The sequence below is a fragment of the Chryseobacterium sp. AG363 genome (assembly GCF_003610675.1).
GTDB lineage: Bacteria > Bacteroidota > Bacteroidia > Flavobacteriales > Weeksellaceae > Chryseobacterium > Chryseobacterium cucumeris.
Genome location: NZ_RAQF01000002.1, coordinates 1666983 through 1682062, shown reverse-complemented (window position 1 = coordinate 1682062; position 15080 = coordinate 1666983). Strand labels below are relative to the sequence as shown.

Genomic DNA, 15080 nt, shown 5'->3' with positions numbered 1-15080 from the left:
ACACTCATTTGAGTGTGTTTTTTATCTTACTTTTAATTCTTAAATTTGTGAAAACATAATTATGAAGTTCCGCAATGACATTTCTTTCCTAAGAGCATTCTCTGTATTAGCTGTTTTATTCTATCATTTTGGTTATAATTCTTTTAAAGGCGGTTTTATAGGAGTTGATATCTTCTTTGTCATATCAGGATATCTAATGACTAGAATAATCTTGTCCGGATTTGAACATGATAACTTTAAACTTGTTAATTTTTACAAAAAAAGGGTTGAGAGAATATTTCCTGCTATGCTGTTCATGATAGTGTCTGTATGTATAGCAGTATATTTTTTAATCCCCACTCAGTTCATTTACACTATCAATAATGCGTACAGCAGTACTTTGTTCTTTTCTAACATTTATTATTATATAAACACAGGATATTTCGATCAATTTTCAAAGTTTAATTTCTTCTTACATACTTGGTCACTATCTGTTGAATGGCAGTTTTATATGATATATCCTTTAATATTAATGTGCTTCAAAAGCTTTTATAAATCTAAAAAGAACTATTTCACATGGATTTTTATTGGATTTATAATTCTATCATTTTTATTAATGTTACTTCACAATTATACAAACAACACTTTTTCTTTCTTTATCACTTATACTAGGGCATGGGAAATGATGTTTGGAGGGTTAGCGTTTATCATAAAAATTGACTTAGATAAGATCAGTGGTTTTATAAAAAAAAGTATAGTATATCTATCTATAGGTATTTTAATGTTTCTTGTTTATTTTATTGATCACAACGTTTTTAATTGGCCTTCATATTTTACCTTACTACCTGTTATTTTAACGACTATTATATTAACTCTTAATGTTGAATCAAATATCTTTAACAATAAGCTTACAAAGTTTCTTGGAGATATCTCATATTCTCTATATTTATGGCATTGGCCACTGTATGTTATGTTGATTTTTTTTGATGCAAATGAAAGGCTTAAGTACAATGTTTTATTTATGATTTTATCTGTATTAACAGCGACTATCTCATATTACATTATTGAAAAAAGGAATTATAACAATAAACTAAAATTTGTTTTAAGCTTTACATTAGTTTTATTTTCAAGCTGCTTTGCACTTGCTAAATTACCTCTATATTATTTTTTTGACGATAAGTTAGCAAGTTTATTATACTACAATTCAAAGTACAAGGATACTGAAAATGTCAAAAAACAATTTAGCATTGGTAAACATCACATGAGTGATGAAATGAAGTACGAAAGCTTTGATATTGATTTCCCTAAAAAAGGAATGAATAATGTAATTCTTTTGGGTGATTCTCATGCAGGAGCATTTTCCAAAACACTTAATAATATTGCGAAGGAACAAAAATTTAACCTTATACAATTTACTGGAGATGCTACATTTCCAATAATTAATTCTAAATCAAATTTTAAAAATCCTCCAAGACTGTTCAATTATTTTTACAACGAGTATTTACCAAAAAATCACAACAACATTGACTTGGTAATTATTTCAAGCTTTTTCAGTGCTTACAATTTAGACTTCCAATCTTTCAAAGAAATTAGAGAGATTGAAAATTATTTTAAAAAATATAATATTCCAACCCTATACATCGGACAAAGCCAGAGATATTCAATAGATTACGCAACAGTTTTAACAATGAATGAGAAGTATGGAGTTAATTATAAATACGACAATAAATATTTTGAAATGGACAAAAAAAATAATGAGTCCCTCAAAAAGTTTTTAGGTAAAAAATATATAGATATCTTCAATTATAAAGTTAAAAATATTGATTCTGATTATACACCATATATTTATGATTCAAACCATTTCTCCTTTTTTGGAACTGAACAATACAAAGAAAAAATAATGCAAAAAATTAATCTTTAATCCTTATTTTATTATATAGGTTCGCTATTTACACTGATAGTTCCATATTCATATGTGTAACCTCCTGCAGATGCTAGTTTAAAAACCAGTGGGTTTTCTGTGCCTGTCGGTGAAATATTGGTTGCTGTAAGATTCTCAATTGAACATGAAAGATTTATCTTACCTTTATTTACTGTAAATCCAGGGTCTTTTGTTGGCACTATAGTTGTCACATTATCAATTGTCACAGTTCCCACATTACCTTTCCCCGGCTTGTCCAAGTTGTTAGGTAATTGCCAGTAATTATCAACTAAAATCGAATAATTGTAAGTTACTCCACTAATATTCTTAATCGAAATATTGTCTATTCGACTTTGTCCTGATAGAATTCTAATACCAAAAAGCGAGACATTGAATATAATATCTTCTATAACGATATTGGATATTGGGCCATTCGCAGCGGTTGGAAAAAAACCTAAAGCTTCAGATCCGGAAGCATTTAACAAGTCATCTGCATTCATACCAATACCATCATCATAACTTCTTATATTTCCTCTTTTAATTGAACAATCTTTGCACCAACCATCCCAATGCACTCCATCCATATTAATTGCTGGATTTGGACCCACGTCTACAACAAAATCAGATAAATGACCATTAACCACGTTAATTGCATGCTGAGCGTACGTTTTTGGAGTATACATTTTATGATTTTTCAGTACCAGATTGTTCACACCATACCAGGAGAATATGTTATTAAAACCAAATTGAGGGGTTCCCTTTTTCGTTTGACCAGCAGAATTGCCATTCCAAATTCCACCGTCTATTTCAATGTCATGATCTATGATATTAGCGTTGTTTGAAAAGACATGGTTTTTATTCGTAAACATCGGCCTATTAACAGCATTTCGCATCACAGCACCTTTACCGGATAATACTTTTATTTTTGTAAGGCTCTCAACAAACAATGAATTGCTTAGACTTACCGAAACATCCCACAGTATTTTTTTGTTTCCACCATTAAGCAAATTTTGAATTTGTGTAGTAGCATCATCACCAATTACAATACTATTTAATCCAATCTTACTTTCGAGAAAATTAACTGGAAGGATGCTGCTCAATTTAATATATCCAATGAATACATTAGAGGCTTTTTTTTTAATCGCAATAATAGTTGAACTCATAAACTATAACTTTTCAATTTTAAATGATTTTACTCCATCTTCCTTCTTATTTAAGATGAAACTGAAGTAGTTTCCTGTATTTGGGTTTGTGTATTCGACAATGAAATTCCCATTACAAAAGAACTTCACTTGAGATCCATTGACCACAAATTCCCATAAATACCAATCAAACTGAGGATATGGAATATTAGGAGTAGTAGCGATTGTTGTACCTGTAGGATTAGAAGCGGAAACCCATACTACATCTGATGCTGGAGACTGAGCTCTTATATTAATATAATTGACATAGTTATCATAAGTATTTCCGCCAATCAATACATCTAACATACTATAGATGCTCATTATGAAAGTTGCTTTATAATTAATTACGCCACCAGTATCAACGGCAATCGCTGCTGCTCCGCTTGTAGCTGTTGTAAGTCTTCTAAGAAACTGTCCGTCTGTGCTAATGCTGTGATCTGATATGTTTCCAGTCAAAACGGCTCCTATATGCGGAATCGTACTTAATGCAGCATTTGGCGACCTGTTTTGAAAATTATAGGATGTGATAATATCGTTTGTGGGTAATGGTTCTAATGCCGATATTTCATTAAAAAATCTTATCTTATCATACTCTTTCCAAAAGGCAATAGTATTAGTTTTTGTTGGATCATAATCCGCAGTACCAAGTTGAGGAACAAAATCAGACGGGAAGGTCACATTACCTCCTGTTAACTTAACATATGCGACTTTTCCGAAGAGACTCCCTGAACCTTCAGAAAATGTTATAGTCCCTATTAACTCAGTATATTTTCCGAAATTATCCTTCGAAAAATCCAACACATAATTAAAAGGTTTTGAACTAAAATTTATATAATCAGCAATCTGTTTTCCTCCTTGTGCTTTTTCAGAATCTAGCGGATCAAAAACAGGAGATACATTTACTCCAGGAATAGGAACTGTAGTTTTTTTTGCAACCCCATTTGTCATGTTTAGAAAGACAAACTTTTTATCTATATCAGTAAGGGTTACTTCAATAGGTAATCCATTTGAACCTTTGAAATTTGTATAAGTTCCGACTGTAGTTGCTTCCCATTTCTCGTAAAGATCTGGTGATCCTGGCAGCCAAGCCGTGGGGGAACTGGTGGGAGTTGCTTCACCTTTTAATATAGAATTTACATTTGATACAGCATCATTAAATGCATTTAATAGAGTTGTTTCAACACCTTTATCCAGTTTGTTTGCTAAGGTTGATTCAAGCCCTTTTACAGCAGCCTGATCAATCTCTTCATCTTTATGCCAATAACTATCAATCCAGTTCCAAAAGGCTTCTTGATTGGGTTTTTGACCTTTTAAGAATAAGTTTTTTAAATTTAATTTTGGAATTTTCATGATTATTTTTTAAAAATTATATATTCAATAGTTATACTCTGAGTATCCATTGAAAGCTCCCTAACAGAGAGTTGAAAGCCTGTATTTGTTGGAATAGATGTAGTAACAATTACATCATTATTAGAAACATAATTGCCTGTGTATCGAATCGCTGTAAAGATTCTATAATTGGCATCTTCAAGAGGGGTATTTAAAGTAACCTGATACAAATCATCGCCGCCACTGCCGCCTCCACCAGTATTGTTAATTAGTTTAACTTTATAATCAGAACCTATATACTCCCATCCAATTGCTTTACCGTTCACATCTCCAATGAAAATTTCACCTTTACGTAAAAAGCCCATTGCATTGATGAAACCATCAATTTTTGTATTTAATGCGTTAAGCTGAGCCGGAATTTCATTAAGTGGCGGAACTCGTTTGAATGAATCCCATGAAATAGCATTAGGAGCAGATCCAAAAGTAACATATCTGTAGGTCTCAAATGGTCTCATAACCCCATTTTCATACTCCCTTTGTGTATCCTCCTGTTTTATTACTACTGTTGTTTGCTTAATAGAACCTTTAAACTCTAAAAATTCACCATCAATCACTACAAATCCATCGCCTACAGTTGTACCTAAATCTTCACATCCGCTCACAATAGCTTTATTTCCTGCTATTTTTGATAACTGAGAGTAAGTGAGATATGCTTCTTGCAAATTTGAAAGAACCGTAACTCCAAAATTAAATCCTTCAGTTTCATTTAAATTATATGTTTTCATCTATTAAAATTTTAAATTTTTTACTTGCTAGTTTATAAAAATTGACAAGTGAGGTTATTTCGACTTTATAATTTTTTAATTCTCCTGGGATTATGACCGTAAAATCGACCCCGTTTCCTTCTGTTTCTGAGTCCGGATAAATGATTATCTCACCCAGCCATACGGGCTTTTGCTCAGCATCTGTATATATATATTTAGGTTTTTTTAATACCCCTTCTACAACTTTAATCCTGCGTTCATAATCAAACGTATCATTGAGGATCTTCCTGAGCTTACAAACCTGAGAGTTATGAGAAACTTTAGAAATTGAAACGTTTCTATTAGCAACCAAAGCATTATTTAAGTCGGTCAGTTCTGAAGCTGCTAATGCCAGCAAAGAGCTTATAGACCCTCTTCGTAAAAATGTCGGAAGACATTGTAGAACTAAATTCTGAGCTTTAAGATTATACCACATATTCGATACTGCTATTTTGGTAATCAATTTCAAAATATCCACTAACCGGAATCTTTGAGATCTCAATATTTTCCCAGTTTCCATAATCTCCTAAACTCGGATCAATCCAGGACGTTTTAGCAGCAATTAAATGAGGGTTCACAATCCCATCTATCACCTGCAAACGGTCAACAACTGTGTTGAGAACTAATTCTCCGTTAAAAGGAAGTTCTTTTAACATCTTCTGTAAAGCATCCTTTACCGGTTCATTACCATTCAAAATTGAAACCCCATTGGAATCAATAACATTCGGATCTCGTTTGATTTTTAGAAAAAGCTGTAATTTATCCGGAAGGAAATTGATAACTGTTGTTTTCACTCCTGCATCTTTAATTTCAGACAGGTAATATTCAAAAGCCTGTTTTTGATCATCAGTGATAGGTTGTAGTACTCCTCCGGATTCTGTAGCTATTTTGATGATTAACCGGCTTTGATCTTCACTTTCTGTAACTGCTGAGTACTTAACAATTTTTGAAGCTTCAATCTGTGCATCTGTAAACCCTGAGTTTTGAAACTGATCATCATCAGGAAGTAGGGAGAACCCATATTGAAAGGCAAGAGCTTTATTTCTGTACCATCTTTGTGTATGGCTTTTCTCTTCCTGGATCATCAGTGCTATTTCCTTTTTGTACTCTTCAAAAATCCTTTCATGGATATAGATAGCAAAAGCAAACACCCATAACAAAAGCCGCCATATTGATACTTTGGAGGTTGAATTCAAACCGTCCAAATCGGGATAAGTAGCCTTTTTTTCAATTAATGAATTGTAAATTTCTTCTACTGTTCTCATTCTACTGTAAATTCGTTTTCTATTTCCCAATATCCGATTCCGGACAGTGGGGTTATTGTAATTAAATCAGGATCTATTTCTGTGGCCGGTTGAAGTTTATTCACCAAATAATAAGTAACAACATCTGCATCAGTTTCAATATTGTCAGGAATAAGAATGCTTGTTCCTGGTGTTAATGAATCAGATACTGCAATACCATTATACACCGCAATATCAAAGCTGTTTTTAACTATTCCGGTGTATTGTATGGCAATATCCAAAAGGGTCTGATTATGGAGTACTGTTACTGTCATCTTTGGTAATATCTTTGATGGTGCTTATTCCGGATTTTATCTTTGAAGTCATTTTCTTGAAATAGCTCCAGATATCAAATCCGGCTTTAGGAAGATTTTCAAAAAATATTGAGTAAAACTCTATAGAACATGCAAATGCTATGGCCAAAAGTGATATTGTTAATTCATGATCTGTGTAGCTGTTAGATCCAAAACTTTTAATTCTGAATATTACCTCAATCCAATAGGAGCAGATAATGAGTAGGAAATAAGTAACACTTTTTGCAATTGACAGCCGGATCCTGGAACTTGAAAAACCATATTTCCAAAAGTTACTTTCTATTTTTGAGTTTTTCCACATATTCCAGGATGCAAGGACTCCAGTAACAAAATCCAAAGCCATAAGCCCCAATAATAGAAAAACGCCTAATGTACAATCTGAAACTGTCAGAAATCCCAATGTGGGAACAATAACAGCCGGTTTTTTTGAAGCTGCCAATATTGCAATGACAGGCTTTTTATATATTAATAATTCTTTCATATGTTTATTTTCAGGTTTTCATATCCTCCTGAGAGATCAATGTCCGGGTTGTTGTAACCGTCATACTCCAATTGAATCTTTAAATCACGTTTAAACTGATTAGGATCCGGATTTTTCTTTATTTGCAGAATCGCTCCAAATCCTATTAATGGATAAGCTTTGTATTCCCCCGGATGAGCAAAAGTGATGTCTATTACATGTTGTCGGTCAGATTCACTGATCACAAAGTCACCGCCTTCGATAACGGCTTCATGGTTATCATCAACCTTAATATCTTTTCTCATGGTTATGTAATTTTCCCTGTTCCTGTAAAAGCTCCCTGATTACTTGTGCCGGTGATGTCAATCGAAGCACTCTTTAAATATTCTTTAATAAGCTTTAAAAGCTTTTCAGCATATTGCTGTCGTGCTATATTCTTATCTGTTTCAACCTCCATTTCTACCTGTAGGTTAACAGCCTGTTGAATAAATTGTGTGTCGTTTAATGGCATTACTTAAAAAGATTTTCGGTGTCATTCTTTAGAGTTTCAAACTTTAGTTTATCCTTGTCAGAAAATTGCCCTGGTCCTGAAGACGTTGTAATGATTGCATTTTTAAGCTGGTTAAATCCATCTGTTAAAATCTGCTTTAAATCACTCGTTTCATTTTTAAACTCAAACTTTCCACCTGACATTTCAAAGCGTGCTCCACCTATTGTAATGATCACTTTGTCAATTTCTGTGTATTTGACTATTGCTGTTTCTGCCGGTTCATTTTCCACCACCAGGCAAAGAACCTGAGATCCTACAACCGGGTAAATCAGAATGCAGTTATCAAAACTTTTATCAATCGCATTAAAACGAACATCAAATAAAGGTGGAAGATCTTCTCTTTCTACAGTACAAGTCATTCCGGTTATTTCCATAACAGTTCCGATCGATGTTGAACGGTTAACCGGCAATGACTTTTGACTTTGTTTTGCTACAACCTCAAGAAACTTCTCCACGGTATTTTATATAAGATCCAACCAATCAACCCAAAAAAGACTATTTTACCAAGCCAGATAAAAAGGGTCTGGAAAAATGAAAGTTCAGCCGGAACCGTTACGGTTTTAATAACCGGATACGGGACCGGTATTTTTTGAGTTCGATCTTTTGTTGATTCAATATATTGTTCCTTCCAGGTGTGAAAAAGTTTTTGCGCTTCAGTATTCACCAAAATTTTAAGTTTCCCATCCGTTAGGTTAACATCTGATTTTACTCCTGAAGTGTTTTTCTGTTTTGGACCTCTGAGCACCGGTTTATTATTAACACAATCGATATAAGCTTCATAATACAGGCTGTCCGGCTCTGAAACTAAAACGGTATCTCTTACCGTAACAGTGACAGTTTTTGTTTCTGTAATACTGTCTTTCTGAATTAAAGGAGGTGGTAAATCAGGGAGGTTATTTTTTACTGCGCTGCACCCTGGGAGTAACAGCAATATGACCATAAGCAGGCCGATTAAATTCTTCATTGCTTTTTATTTTAAATGCTAATTTGTTTTGTCTTTTTATTCCGTCAGATTCATTAATCAGTGTTGTTACACCATCAATGAAATATTGTCCGTCACGATATCCTGTAGGATAGTTTGGATCTTTGATATTGGCACTGTCACCCACTTCAGTACGGGGATAAAACCAACCGTCTATACTGCCTTCATAACCGTCAAACACCATTGAGTAATAGTATTTCTCGGTCCATTCTTTCAGTTGCTCCTGGGTTAAATTCAGTGGAGCATGCAATGAAATTTCACTTTCTCCAGGTTCACCATATTCATAGGTGACTTTTTTGTCTGTTCCACCTCTTTGCATGGAAACGGCTTTTATCAATCGTTTCCGGCTTGCCTGTGTTTTGTACTTCAGATCCGTACTTCCGCGGATGTTCTTTCCAAAAGTAAAATCATGTACCGTTTGCGGTTTAAAATCTACTGTAAGCCCTGCATAAAGTACTTTCCCCTTAAAAAAACAGCGAATGCCGAATTTCTCCTTAAGATCTTCTATGACTTTGTAAGGTGTGGCCCGTTCAATCATATATTTTCCCACCGGCATATCCAGTGCATTAACTTCGTATCCGGGAGCGATAAACTGTAGTACTTCTTTTAGGCTTGCAGCCTTGAAAGTATGGTTAATAAGAGGCATCTTTTTAAGTTTATACATTTCATCCTCACACTCAAGTATGATCGGGATTTCAGCCCCTACGTTTGAAATATAACCAGTAAACTCTGTAAAAAGTTCCCCGTTGTAACCGGCTTCAATAACAATTGAATCATCTACTTTAAGGTAATCAAGCAAGTTTTTGCGTTCCAATGATAACCGCTGATTATTATCTACAGCATTTTTAAACTCCCTTGGTAATTCGATTGTTGCAGTATCTGCAAACTTTTCAATGGTGCTCTCAATTTTGATAGATTTTACGATTGAAAACTGAATGCGTTCGGCAATGGTAATCCTGATACCAATGGTATAATAGTGTAAAGCCATTATTCATTAGGTTTTATTAAGGTGAAATTCACTTCATTGATACTGGAAGCTGATAATGTAAATTGTAATGTATCCTGATATCCCTCTACAGCTGTAATACTTACTGATTTTAGGTAAATACTTTTAATATTCTTTTCAATGAACTGCTGTCCTGTAACTGCTATGACACTATTGTTTTCAAAAAACCGGCATAAGGCATCTACTTTATCAGTTGGATATCTCCTGTTTTCAACATCAATCAAAATCCCACGGATATCAATTTGCCAGGGCTTTGTACCCCAGCGTTCAATCACTACAGCATCACCACCAGAAACCTCTGTTTCAATAAGGTTTTTTTCACGGCTGAAACCCATCATCAGCGGTGGAGCATAGATTGAACCATCCCCGGAACTTTCCAGCATTTTGGCAAATTTCAATTCAATATTTTGATCGCCGGATCTATACGACATTGTCACAGCTTCAAAATCAGGGTCAAAGTCTTCGTAAACATCCACATTGTATTGATTTTCCTCACGGGTGACAACTGCCTGATTGATCTTATTGCTTACTGCCATTATTCCAAAAGCAGCTGCATATCTGGCCGCCAAATTGATCACTATTGATTCACCGTTTGTCATTACTGAAGTTTTTTAACGCTTAATATTCCCATATCTGTTAACCATCCTATCTGTGCCCATTTTAACGCCCAGGTATCATCATCAAGGTTTTCCGGGAAAGGGACATGAAGGAAATGACTGATCAGTGCATCTGCCTTCATGTATAAATCACTTCCCTGGTTATAGCTTAGACCTGAGCCCTCTAAACTTTCCCAAACTTTCCCTGTCTGATCGGGATAAGCTCCGTTAACAGTCCGGCAGCAGCATAGAACATCCCGTCATCATCCAAGACAAGCTCTTTGCTGGTCAGAATACAATTCTTCACAAGAATTTCCTGACCTTTTTTAGGGTCCGAGTTCATATATTTCATAGATTGTCCTACAACGGATCTGGAGGGAACTACTGCCAGGACTTCGAGTTCTTCTGTTGATTCGTCATTCATTGGAAGAATCAAACTTTTTAATTTATCGCCATGCTCTTTTTTAAGTGCATCTTTTGTTTCTTGGTTTACTTCTTGTAAAGACATTTTTTTAATGTTTATGATTAATTTAATTTTGATTTGTTGTAAAGCTGTTTTAAACAGCGTTTAAAAGGCTATAGTACGTTAAGAGCTACGTTTAAAGCAAATAGATCAAACTGCTTTTCCAGTCCCATATCGCCCGTAACTTCTCGGCCTTCACTTTGAAATTTTGCAATGATCTTATCTACAACAATGATATTATACTCATTAACAAATTCAACAGTCATTGTAAAGGGTTTGAGCTTTAAAAGGCTTCCGCCTGCCGCTACTTCCAGGGGAACAGAATCTGCCATCATCAGAGTTACTGATGCTGAGGGCGTTATATTCCCCATTGACCAGGATGTTGCTTCAGCTCCTAAAGTATGGTTCAATTGGTGCTCCTGCTCGTTTCCGTATGACAATGACTTTACATTGATAGGAACGCCATTGATTTGCACCTTAACATCAACGCTGTCATAGGCTTTACCATTTCTGATAATTTCGCTCATTATAATTGTGTTTTAAGGTTAATTGTTCCGTTAATTTCACCAATGTTTCCTTTAGGGATGACCTTAAAACCAATGTTTAAAACTTTGGCTACAATGACATCACTGTTAGGATCTACATAGGTTTTTCCACCTGAGATTTCTCCAGCTCTTTCCATGTCAGCAAAAACCCCATCTCCCAAAGCTTCAAAAGCCACTACAACACCAGGAAGCATTTTTCCCGTTTCCGGGTTAACAGCCGGATCAGTTTTAACTTTAGGCAGATACACTGTTCTTAGTGCTCTTCTGACTTTTTTAGCAGTTCTGCCATAAGCAACAGTATGCTCATTGATGTTATTGTTATCATCCAAAATAATCGGGCTGCATACGTGGTCATTATTAAGCCTTACACCTGCAAGACCTGTATAAGTAAGACCAAATACATAACCCTTATTTTCGAGGGTCTGAAGGTCTGAAAACTGGTCTTTGGTTAGTTTGTGATTGGATAATCCCGGATTAATAAGGAGTTTCCTTGACTCATGGGTAAGGTTTTTGGTTTCATTTTCTCCAATATTCTGATTAACAGAACACAAAGCGCAAACCCCTAAAACAGTACCTATAAATGCATATTTCTGAGCATGTCCGGTTTTGTTTTTTGCAACATCGAAATCCTGACCGATTACAAGGGTTACACCCTCGGCTGAAAGGTTCTCAAGATCTCGAAGGTTTGCAGAACTGGCAGCATTACCACCGTAACTGTAACCTTCTAGGAATACAGATACCGGCATAAAGTTTTCTTCTGACCATTCCTCCAGTGCCTTTGCTGTCGCAATAGAATTGTAAACATCATCCGGTACACCGTTAAGCATGGTAATGGTTGCAGATGCTGCAAGGTTAAGACCGACCGCAATCTGATTGATTTTACCTTCAGCAAAAACCAAGAGCTTTTTTGCCGGATCTGCGCAAAGATCTACAAGTTTTTTTGTCTGTTCCTCCATGATAAAATACAATGCTGTACCTACAGGAGCAAATCTGAAAAACTCAGATAAATGCTCATAAACATGGACGTTGTTGGTAGAATCGTAATCTTTGGTAATTCCCAGGCTCTCTACATCCTCAATATTGTATACCGTTACCGGGGTATCAAATTCAAGGTTTGTCGGTTTCGGCCCGGTTAAAATGATACCGCTGACAGCATCATTAATCCCGAGCTTGTTTGTTCCGACTTTGCCCTTTTTAAAATTTACGCCGTTTATATTTGCCATTTTGAAGTTGATTTTATTTGGTCATCTTTATCTGCATTACTGGCATTAACAGCACTGTCAGCATTAGTTTCTACATTATCCTTATCTACACCATCTGCATTAGCATTGGTATTTGTAGGATTCTCTACAACATCTATATCAGTTTCCGGACATGTTACAGTTTCAATTTCCCCTATAACATTTCCCTCTTTATCCTTTTTCAGGCTGTTCTGTGCGTAATCGTCATCAGTGAACCATTCCCCTTCAGGGTTCAGGTGAAGTTTTTTAACATCTGGATGATCTTTAAAAAACTGTGTTGAATATTCTTTCTGTTCCTTTGTCATAACAGTAGTTTTTAAGGTGTTGCATTTTCTGAAATGATCGCACCAAACCCATGCTCCTGCTTTTTCTCACAAAGGCCATAAGTATGCAATCTTAATTCTGACTGTGGATCTTTTGATCTGGTATCATTTTTCATTTCCTTATACAGTACTGTTACTGCTTCAATGTGATAAACAGTATTTGGTGCATAATAGAAAATAGATCCCCTCTGATCAGTTGGAGCCGGAACAGATCCTAAAGATTTTAGATCTCCTGAAGCACTATACAACGGAGTATCGTTATTTTCAAAGAACTTCATTTTGAAAAATCTCTTAATTTCGCCTGTTTCTTTATCGAATTCCAGGTCACGGTAATTGGTTGTGTTTGCCCTGTCTTCCAATAAATCAGCTCGGTGATCATCACCTAAAACCATATACCATCCCGATTTATCGGCAAGGTTCAATTTTCCAACTTTATTATAAAAATTAAGTAAATCGGAATACGTTAAACGCTTACGACCTTCAAAAGCGGCCCCAGTAGTTCTGATCACTGGCATTTTTGCGTTATTACTGTTTGCAGGTGCGAGTTTGTTAAGTACGTAGTCTCTAGCTCCAATTTTAAAGGTGTTAGTATGCTCTACTCTGATGGCTGCCTGCTTGTCAAAAGCCATTCCTCGAAGTTCCTTGTCTGTACACAATGTTGGAGTGGTATCCAATTTATCCCAATAAACCAACCCTTTCTTTCCTGTCATTGGAACAGGTGTAAAATCAGTATTTGCGTTAACTTTAAAACCAACATTATTAATTAGTTTATTAAATAAAATTCCGTCTTCTCCGATAGCTGCAGGATTAGGAGCTTTTAATGTTCCTATAAAATCGTCATTGTAGTTCCTGAAGTCTTCAAGCAACTGGGGCTCTAAATACTGGATCGCCCATAATCCATCTTGTAATTCTGGCATGATTATTTACTGTATTTTGCGTTAAACAATGCCTGGAATTTTTCAGCTTCATCAACTGCCATTTTTTCCAGACCTTTAGGATCTTCTTTTTGCCACTGAGCAAAATCCCAATTATCCCTTCCAGCAATCACCATATTTTTCTGTTCTTGTGTCTGAATTGCTGCTAAAATATTAGGTGGCTGAGGCTTAATTACGTTCTTAAAAACCAATTCAAGAGCATCAATCCCGGAAGTAGCACCGATGGACTCGTATGTTTTTCTTTCGTCCTCTGTGAAGGTTTTTCCAAGGCCGGAAGCAGCACCATCAATAATTGCTTTAATTCTTCCATCCTCAAATTCCTTGAGTTTATTCTCGGCAGTGGTTTTGGCTGTTTCGGCAGTGGTCTTTGCTGTTGTTAAGTTTGAAAATTCCGTCTGTAATGCTTCTACTACAGCTGTGTCGGAACTTTGTGCGGTTACGCCTTTTAGCGCAAACGCTGAAATTAATAACTGTTTCATATTATCATTAAAATTTAATTGTTCTGGTTGTTGTGCTTGAATCTTCGGAAAACCCATAAAGGCATTAGCCGCTGGTGTAGGAACAGAAGTAAGTAAGGCTGCATACATATTGAAAACCTCAGTTTCTCCCAGCTCTTCAGGATCAAAAGACGGATATACTGTTTCTATAGATGCAGGGATAATTTCTGAAACCAGTCCAAGATCTAAAGCCTCCTGAGCACTCAGCCAGGTATCCGTATTAAGCCATGCTCTCACTTCTTCTTTTGATTTGCCGGTTCTGAGTATTAATTTGTGTTCAAAATTTTCCTCCATCAAGCGTAAAAGCTTTGCGCTGGATTCATGATCTTTTGCATTGCCATAGGAGCCACTTGAGGGTGCGTGAATCATCACGTATCCGTTGTTTACGATTTTTACTTTTTTGGAGGATAGTATGAAAATCGCACCCATCGAGGCGGCAAGCCCATCTATTATAATTGTAATGTCTGCGTTGGATCTCTCAAGAGCGTTACACATTAAGTTTCCGGCGAATACACTCCCGCCTAACGTATGAAGTCTGATTGTTATCTCTGAATATTTATTCTCAAGATAGTTCAAGTAATAAACGAATTCCTGACCATCATAATCCCAGATGGTTCCGTACATCGTTAGCGTGTTTTCATTAATACCGAATATCATGTGTCCGATTGA

General features: G+C 35.6%; 21 protein-coding genes. 1 reads left to right on the top strand and 20 read right to left on the bottom strand.

Annotated features, from left to right (window positions below; translation table 11 throughout):
* The first annotated feature begins 61 nt into the window (after positions 1-61).
* The gene (locus DEU39_RS07680) at positions 62-1900 is read left to right on the top strand and encodes an acyltransferase family protein (RefSeq protein ID WP_120231507.1); all 1839 of its coding nucleotides are present in this window, start codon (positions 62-64) and stop codon (positions 1898-1900) included.
* Positions 1901-1911: 11 nt separating this feature from the next.
* On the opposite strand, the gene DEU39_RS07675 is transcribed toward DEU39_RS07680, so the two are convergent.
* From DEU39_RS07675 to DEU39_RS07585, 20 genes are all read right to left on the bottom strand, one after another.
* Entirely contained in the window at positions 1912-3063 is a 1152-nt protein-coding gene (locus DEU39_RS07675) for a hypothetical protein (RefSeq protein ID WP_120231506.1), read from the bottom strand.
* Positions 3064-3066: 3 nt separating this feature from the next.
* Positions 3067-4434, bottom strand: a complete 1368-nt coding sequence (locus DEU39_RS07670) for a hypothetical protein (protein WP_120231505.1) — start codon at positions 4432-4434, stop codon at positions 3067-3069.
* A 2-nt stretch (positions 4435-4436) separates the two neighbouring features.
* Entirely contained in the window at positions 4437-5198 is a 762-nt protein-coding gene (locus DEU39_RS07665; protein WP_120231504.1) for a hypothetical protein, read from the bottom strand.
* Positions 5185-5652, bottom strand: a complete 468-nt coding sequence (locus tag DEU39_RS07660; protein ID WP_120231503.1) for a hypothetical protein — start codon at positions 5650-5652, stop codon at positions 5185-5187. Before DEU39_RS07660 ends, DEU39_RS07665 begins: the two co-directional genes overlap by 14 nt.
* Positions 5642-6481 (bottom strand): nucleotidyltransferase, encoded by an 840-nt coding sequence (locus DEU39_RS07655; protein ID WP_120231502.1) that lies wholly within the window; start codon positions 6479-6481, stop codon positions 5642-5644. Before DEU39_RS07655 ends, DEU39_RS07660 begins: the two co-directional genes overlap by 11 nt.
* Positions 6478-6774 carry a hypothetical protein gene (locus tag DEU39_RS07650; protein WP_120231501.1) on the bottom strand — a complete coding sequence of 99 codons (297 nt, stop codon included), beginning with the start codon at positions 6772-6774 and terminating at the stop codon, positions 6478-6480. The genes DEU39_RS07655 and DEU39_RS07650 overlap by 4 nt, the downstream gene beginning before the upstream one ends.
* A complete protein-coding gene (locus tag DEU39_RS07645; RefSeq protein ID WP_120231500.1) occupies positions 6752-7294 on the bottom strand; it encodes a phage holin family protein in 543 nt (180 codons plus the stop codon). The genes DEU39_RS07650 and DEU39_RS07645 overlap by 23 nt, the downstream gene beginning before the upstream one ends.
* The gene (locus DEU39_RS07640; RefSeq protein WP_120231499.1) at positions 7291-7578 is read right to left on the bottom strand and encodes a hypothetical protein; all 288 of its coding nucleotides are present in this window, start codon (positions 7576-7578) and stop codon (positions 7291-7293) included. The genes DEU39_RS07645 and DEU39_RS07640 overlap by 4 nt, the downstream gene beginning before the upstream one ends.
* A 2-nt stretch (positions 7579-7580) precedes the next feature.
* The gene (locus DEU39_RS07635; protein ID WP_120231498.1) at positions 7581-7784 is read right to left on the bottom strand and encodes a hypothetical protein; all 204 of its coding nucleotides are present in this window, start codon (positions 7782-7784) and stop codon (positions 7581-7583) included.
* Complete coding sequence (locus tag DEU39_RS07630) at positions 7784-8278, bottom strand: hypothetical protein (protein WP_147367566.1); 495 nt, start codon at positions 8276-8278, stop codon at positions 7784-7786. The genes DEU39_RS07635 and DEU39_RS07630 overlap by 1 nt, the downstream gene beginning before the upstream one ends.
* Positions 8254-8787 carry a hypothetical protein gene (locus tag DEU39_RS07625; protein WP_147367565.1) on the bottom strand — a complete coding sequence of 178 codons (534 nt, stop codon included), beginning with the start codon at positions 8785-8787 and terminating at the stop codon, positions 8254-8256. Before DEU39_RS07625 ends, DEU39_RS07630 begins: the two co-directional genes overlap by 25 nt.
* Positions 8717-9793 (bottom strand): hypothetical protein, encoded by a 1077-nt coding sequence (locus tag DEU39_RS07620; protein ID WP_120231495.1) that lies wholly within the window; start codon positions 9791-9793, stop codon positions 8717-8719. Before DEU39_RS07620 ends, DEU39_RS07625 begins: the two co-directional genes overlap by 71 nt.
* On the bottom strand, positions 9793-10410 hold the full coding sequence (locus tag DEU39_RS07615; protein WP_120231494.1) for a DUF6046 domain-containing protein: 618 nt from the start codon (positions 10408-10410) through the stop codon (positions 9793-9795). The genes DEU39_RS07620 and DEU39_RS07615 overlap by 1 nt, the downstream gene beginning before the upstream one ends.
* A complete protein-coding gene (locus DEU39_RS24325) occupies positions 10410-10550 on the bottom strand; it encodes a hypothetical protein (RefSeq protein WP_183037391.1) in 141 nt (46 codons plus the stop codon). Before DEU39_RS24325 ends, DEU39_RS07615 begins: the two co-directional genes overlap by 1 nt.
* 41 nt (positions 10551-10591) lie before the next feature.
* Entirely contained in the window at positions 10592-10915 is a 324-nt protein-coding gene (locus tag DEU39_RS07610; RefSeq protein WP_120231493.1) for a hypothetical protein, read from the bottom strand.
* A gap of 68 nt (positions 10916-10983) precedes the next feature.
* The gene (locus DEU39_RS07605; protein ID WP_120231492.1) at positions 10984-11397 is read right to left on the bottom strand and encodes a hypothetical protein; all 414 of its coding nucleotides are present in this window, start codon (positions 11395-11397) and stop codon (positions 10984-10986) included.
* Positions 11397-12638: a DUF2586 family protein gene (locus tag DEU39_RS07600; protein ID WP_120231491.1), complete on the bottom strand. Its 1242-nt coding sequence runs from the start codon at positions 12636-12638 to the stop codon at positions 11397-11399. Before DEU39_RS07600 ends, DEU39_RS07605 begins: the two co-directional genes overlap by 1 nt.
* Positions 12626-12961 (bottom strand): hypothetical protein, encoded by a 336-nt coding sequence (locus DEU39_RS07595; RefSeq protein ID WP_120231490.1) that lies wholly within the window; start codon positions 12959-12961, stop codon positions 12626-12628. The genes DEU39_RS07600 and DEU39_RS07595 overlap by 13 nt, the downstream gene beginning before the upstream one ends.
* 11 nt (positions 12962-12972) lie before the next feature.
* Positions 12973-13896, bottom strand: a complete 924-nt coding sequence (locus DEU39_RS07590) for a hypothetical protein (RefSeq protein ID WP_120231489.1) — start codon at positions 13894-13896, stop codon at positions 12973-12975.
* Positions 13897-13898: 2 nt separating this feature from the next.
* Positions 13899-15068 carry a head maturation protease, ClpP-related gene (locus DEU39_RS07585; protein ID WP_120231488.1) on the bottom strand — a complete coding sequence of 390 codons (1170 nt, stop codon included), beginning with the start codon at positions 15066-15068 and terminating at the stop codon, positions 13899-13901.
* Positions 15069-15080: the final 12 nt, after the last annotated feature.

What these genes read in the sequence shown, in the direction of transcription:
- DEU39_RS07615 (WP_120231494.1), bottom strand. Translation starts at nt 10,410, where the DNA reads ATGACAAACGGTGAATCAATAGTGATCAATTTGGCGGCCAGATATGCA.
- DEU39_RS07640 (WP_120231499.1), bottom strand. Translation starts at nt 7,578, where the DNA reads ATGAGAAAAGATATTAAGGTTGATGATAACCATGAAGCCGTTATCGAA.
- DEU39_RS07595 (WP_120231490.1), bottom strand. Translation starts at nt 12,961, where the DNA reads ATGACAAAGGAACAGAAAGAATATTCAACACAGTTTTTTAAAGATCAT.
- DEU39_RS07585 (WP_120231488.1), bottom strand. Translation starts at nt 15,068, where the DNA reads ATGATATTCGGTATTAATGAAAACACGCTAACGATGTACGGAACCATC.
- DEU39_RS07675 (WP_120231506.1), bottom strand. Translation starts at nt 3,063, where the DNA reads ATGAGTTCAACTATTATTGCGATTAAAAAAAAAGCCTCTAATGTATTC.
- DEU39_RS24325 (WP_183037391.1), bottom strand. Translation starts at nt 10,550, where the DNA reads ATGAAGGCAGATGCACTGATCAGTCATTTCCTTCATGTCCCTTTCCCG.
- DEU39_RS07660 (WP_120231503.1), bottom strand. Translation starts at nt 5,652, where the DNA reads ATGTGGTATAATCTTAAAGCTCAGAATTTAGTTCTACAATGTCTTCCG.
- DEU39_RS07625 (WP_147367565.1), bottom strand. Translation starts at nt 8,787, where the DNA reads ATGAAGAATTTAATCGGCCTGCTTATGGTCATATTGCTGTTACTCCCA.
- DEU39_RS07680 (WP_120231507.1), top strand. Translation starts at nt 62, where the DNA reads ATGAAGTTCCGCAATGACATTTCTTTCCTAAGAGCATTCTCTGTATTA.
- DEU39_RS07665 (WP_120231504.1), bottom strand. Translation starts at nt 5,198, where the DNA reads ATGAAAACATATAATTTAAATGAAACTGAAGGATTTAATTTTGGAGTT.
- DEU39_RS07635 (WP_120231498.1), bottom strand. Translation starts at nt 7,784, where the DNA reads ATGCCATTAAACGACACACAATTTATTCAACAGGCTGTTAACCTACAG.
- DEU39_RS07610 (WP_120231493.1), bottom strand. Translation starts at nt 10,915, where the DNA reads ATGTCTTTACAAGAAGTAAACCAAGAAACAAAAGATGCACTTAAAAAA.
- DEU39_RS07620 (WP_120231495.1), bottom strand. Translation starts at nt 9,793, where the DNA reads ATGGCTTTACACTATTATACCATTGGTATCAGGATTACCATTGCCGAA.
- DEU39_RS07645 (WP_120231500.1), bottom strand. Translation starts at nt 7,294, where the DNA reads ATGAAAGAATTATTAATATATAAAAAGCCTGTCATTGCAATATTGGCA.
- DEU39_RS07670 (WP_120231505.1), bottom strand. Translation starts at nt 4,434, where the DNA reads ATGAAAATTCCAAAATTAAATTTAAAAAACTTATTCTTAAAAGGTCAA.
- DEU39_RS07605 (WP_120231492.1), bottom strand. Translation starts at nt 11,397, where the DNA reads ATGAGCGAAATTATCAGAAATGGTAAAGCCTATGACAGCGTTGATGTT.
- DEU39_RS07655 (WP_120231502.1), bottom strand. Translation starts at nt 6,481, where the DNA reads ATGAGAACAGTAGAAGAAATTTACAATTCATTAATTGAAAAAAAGGCT.
- DEU39_RS07590 (WP_120231489.1), bottom strand. Translation starts at nt 13,896, where the DNA reads ATGCCAGAATTACAAGATGGATTATGGGCGATCCAGTATTTAGAGCCC.
- DEU39_RS07650 (WP_120231501.1), bottom strand. Translation starts at nt 6,774, where the DNA reads ATGACAGTAACAGTACTCCATAATCAGACCCTTTTGGATATTGCCATA.
- DEU39_RS07600 (WP_120231491.1), bottom strand. Translation starts at nt 12,638, where the DNA reads ATGGCAAATATAAACGGCGTAAATTTTAAAAAGGGCAAAGTCGGAACA.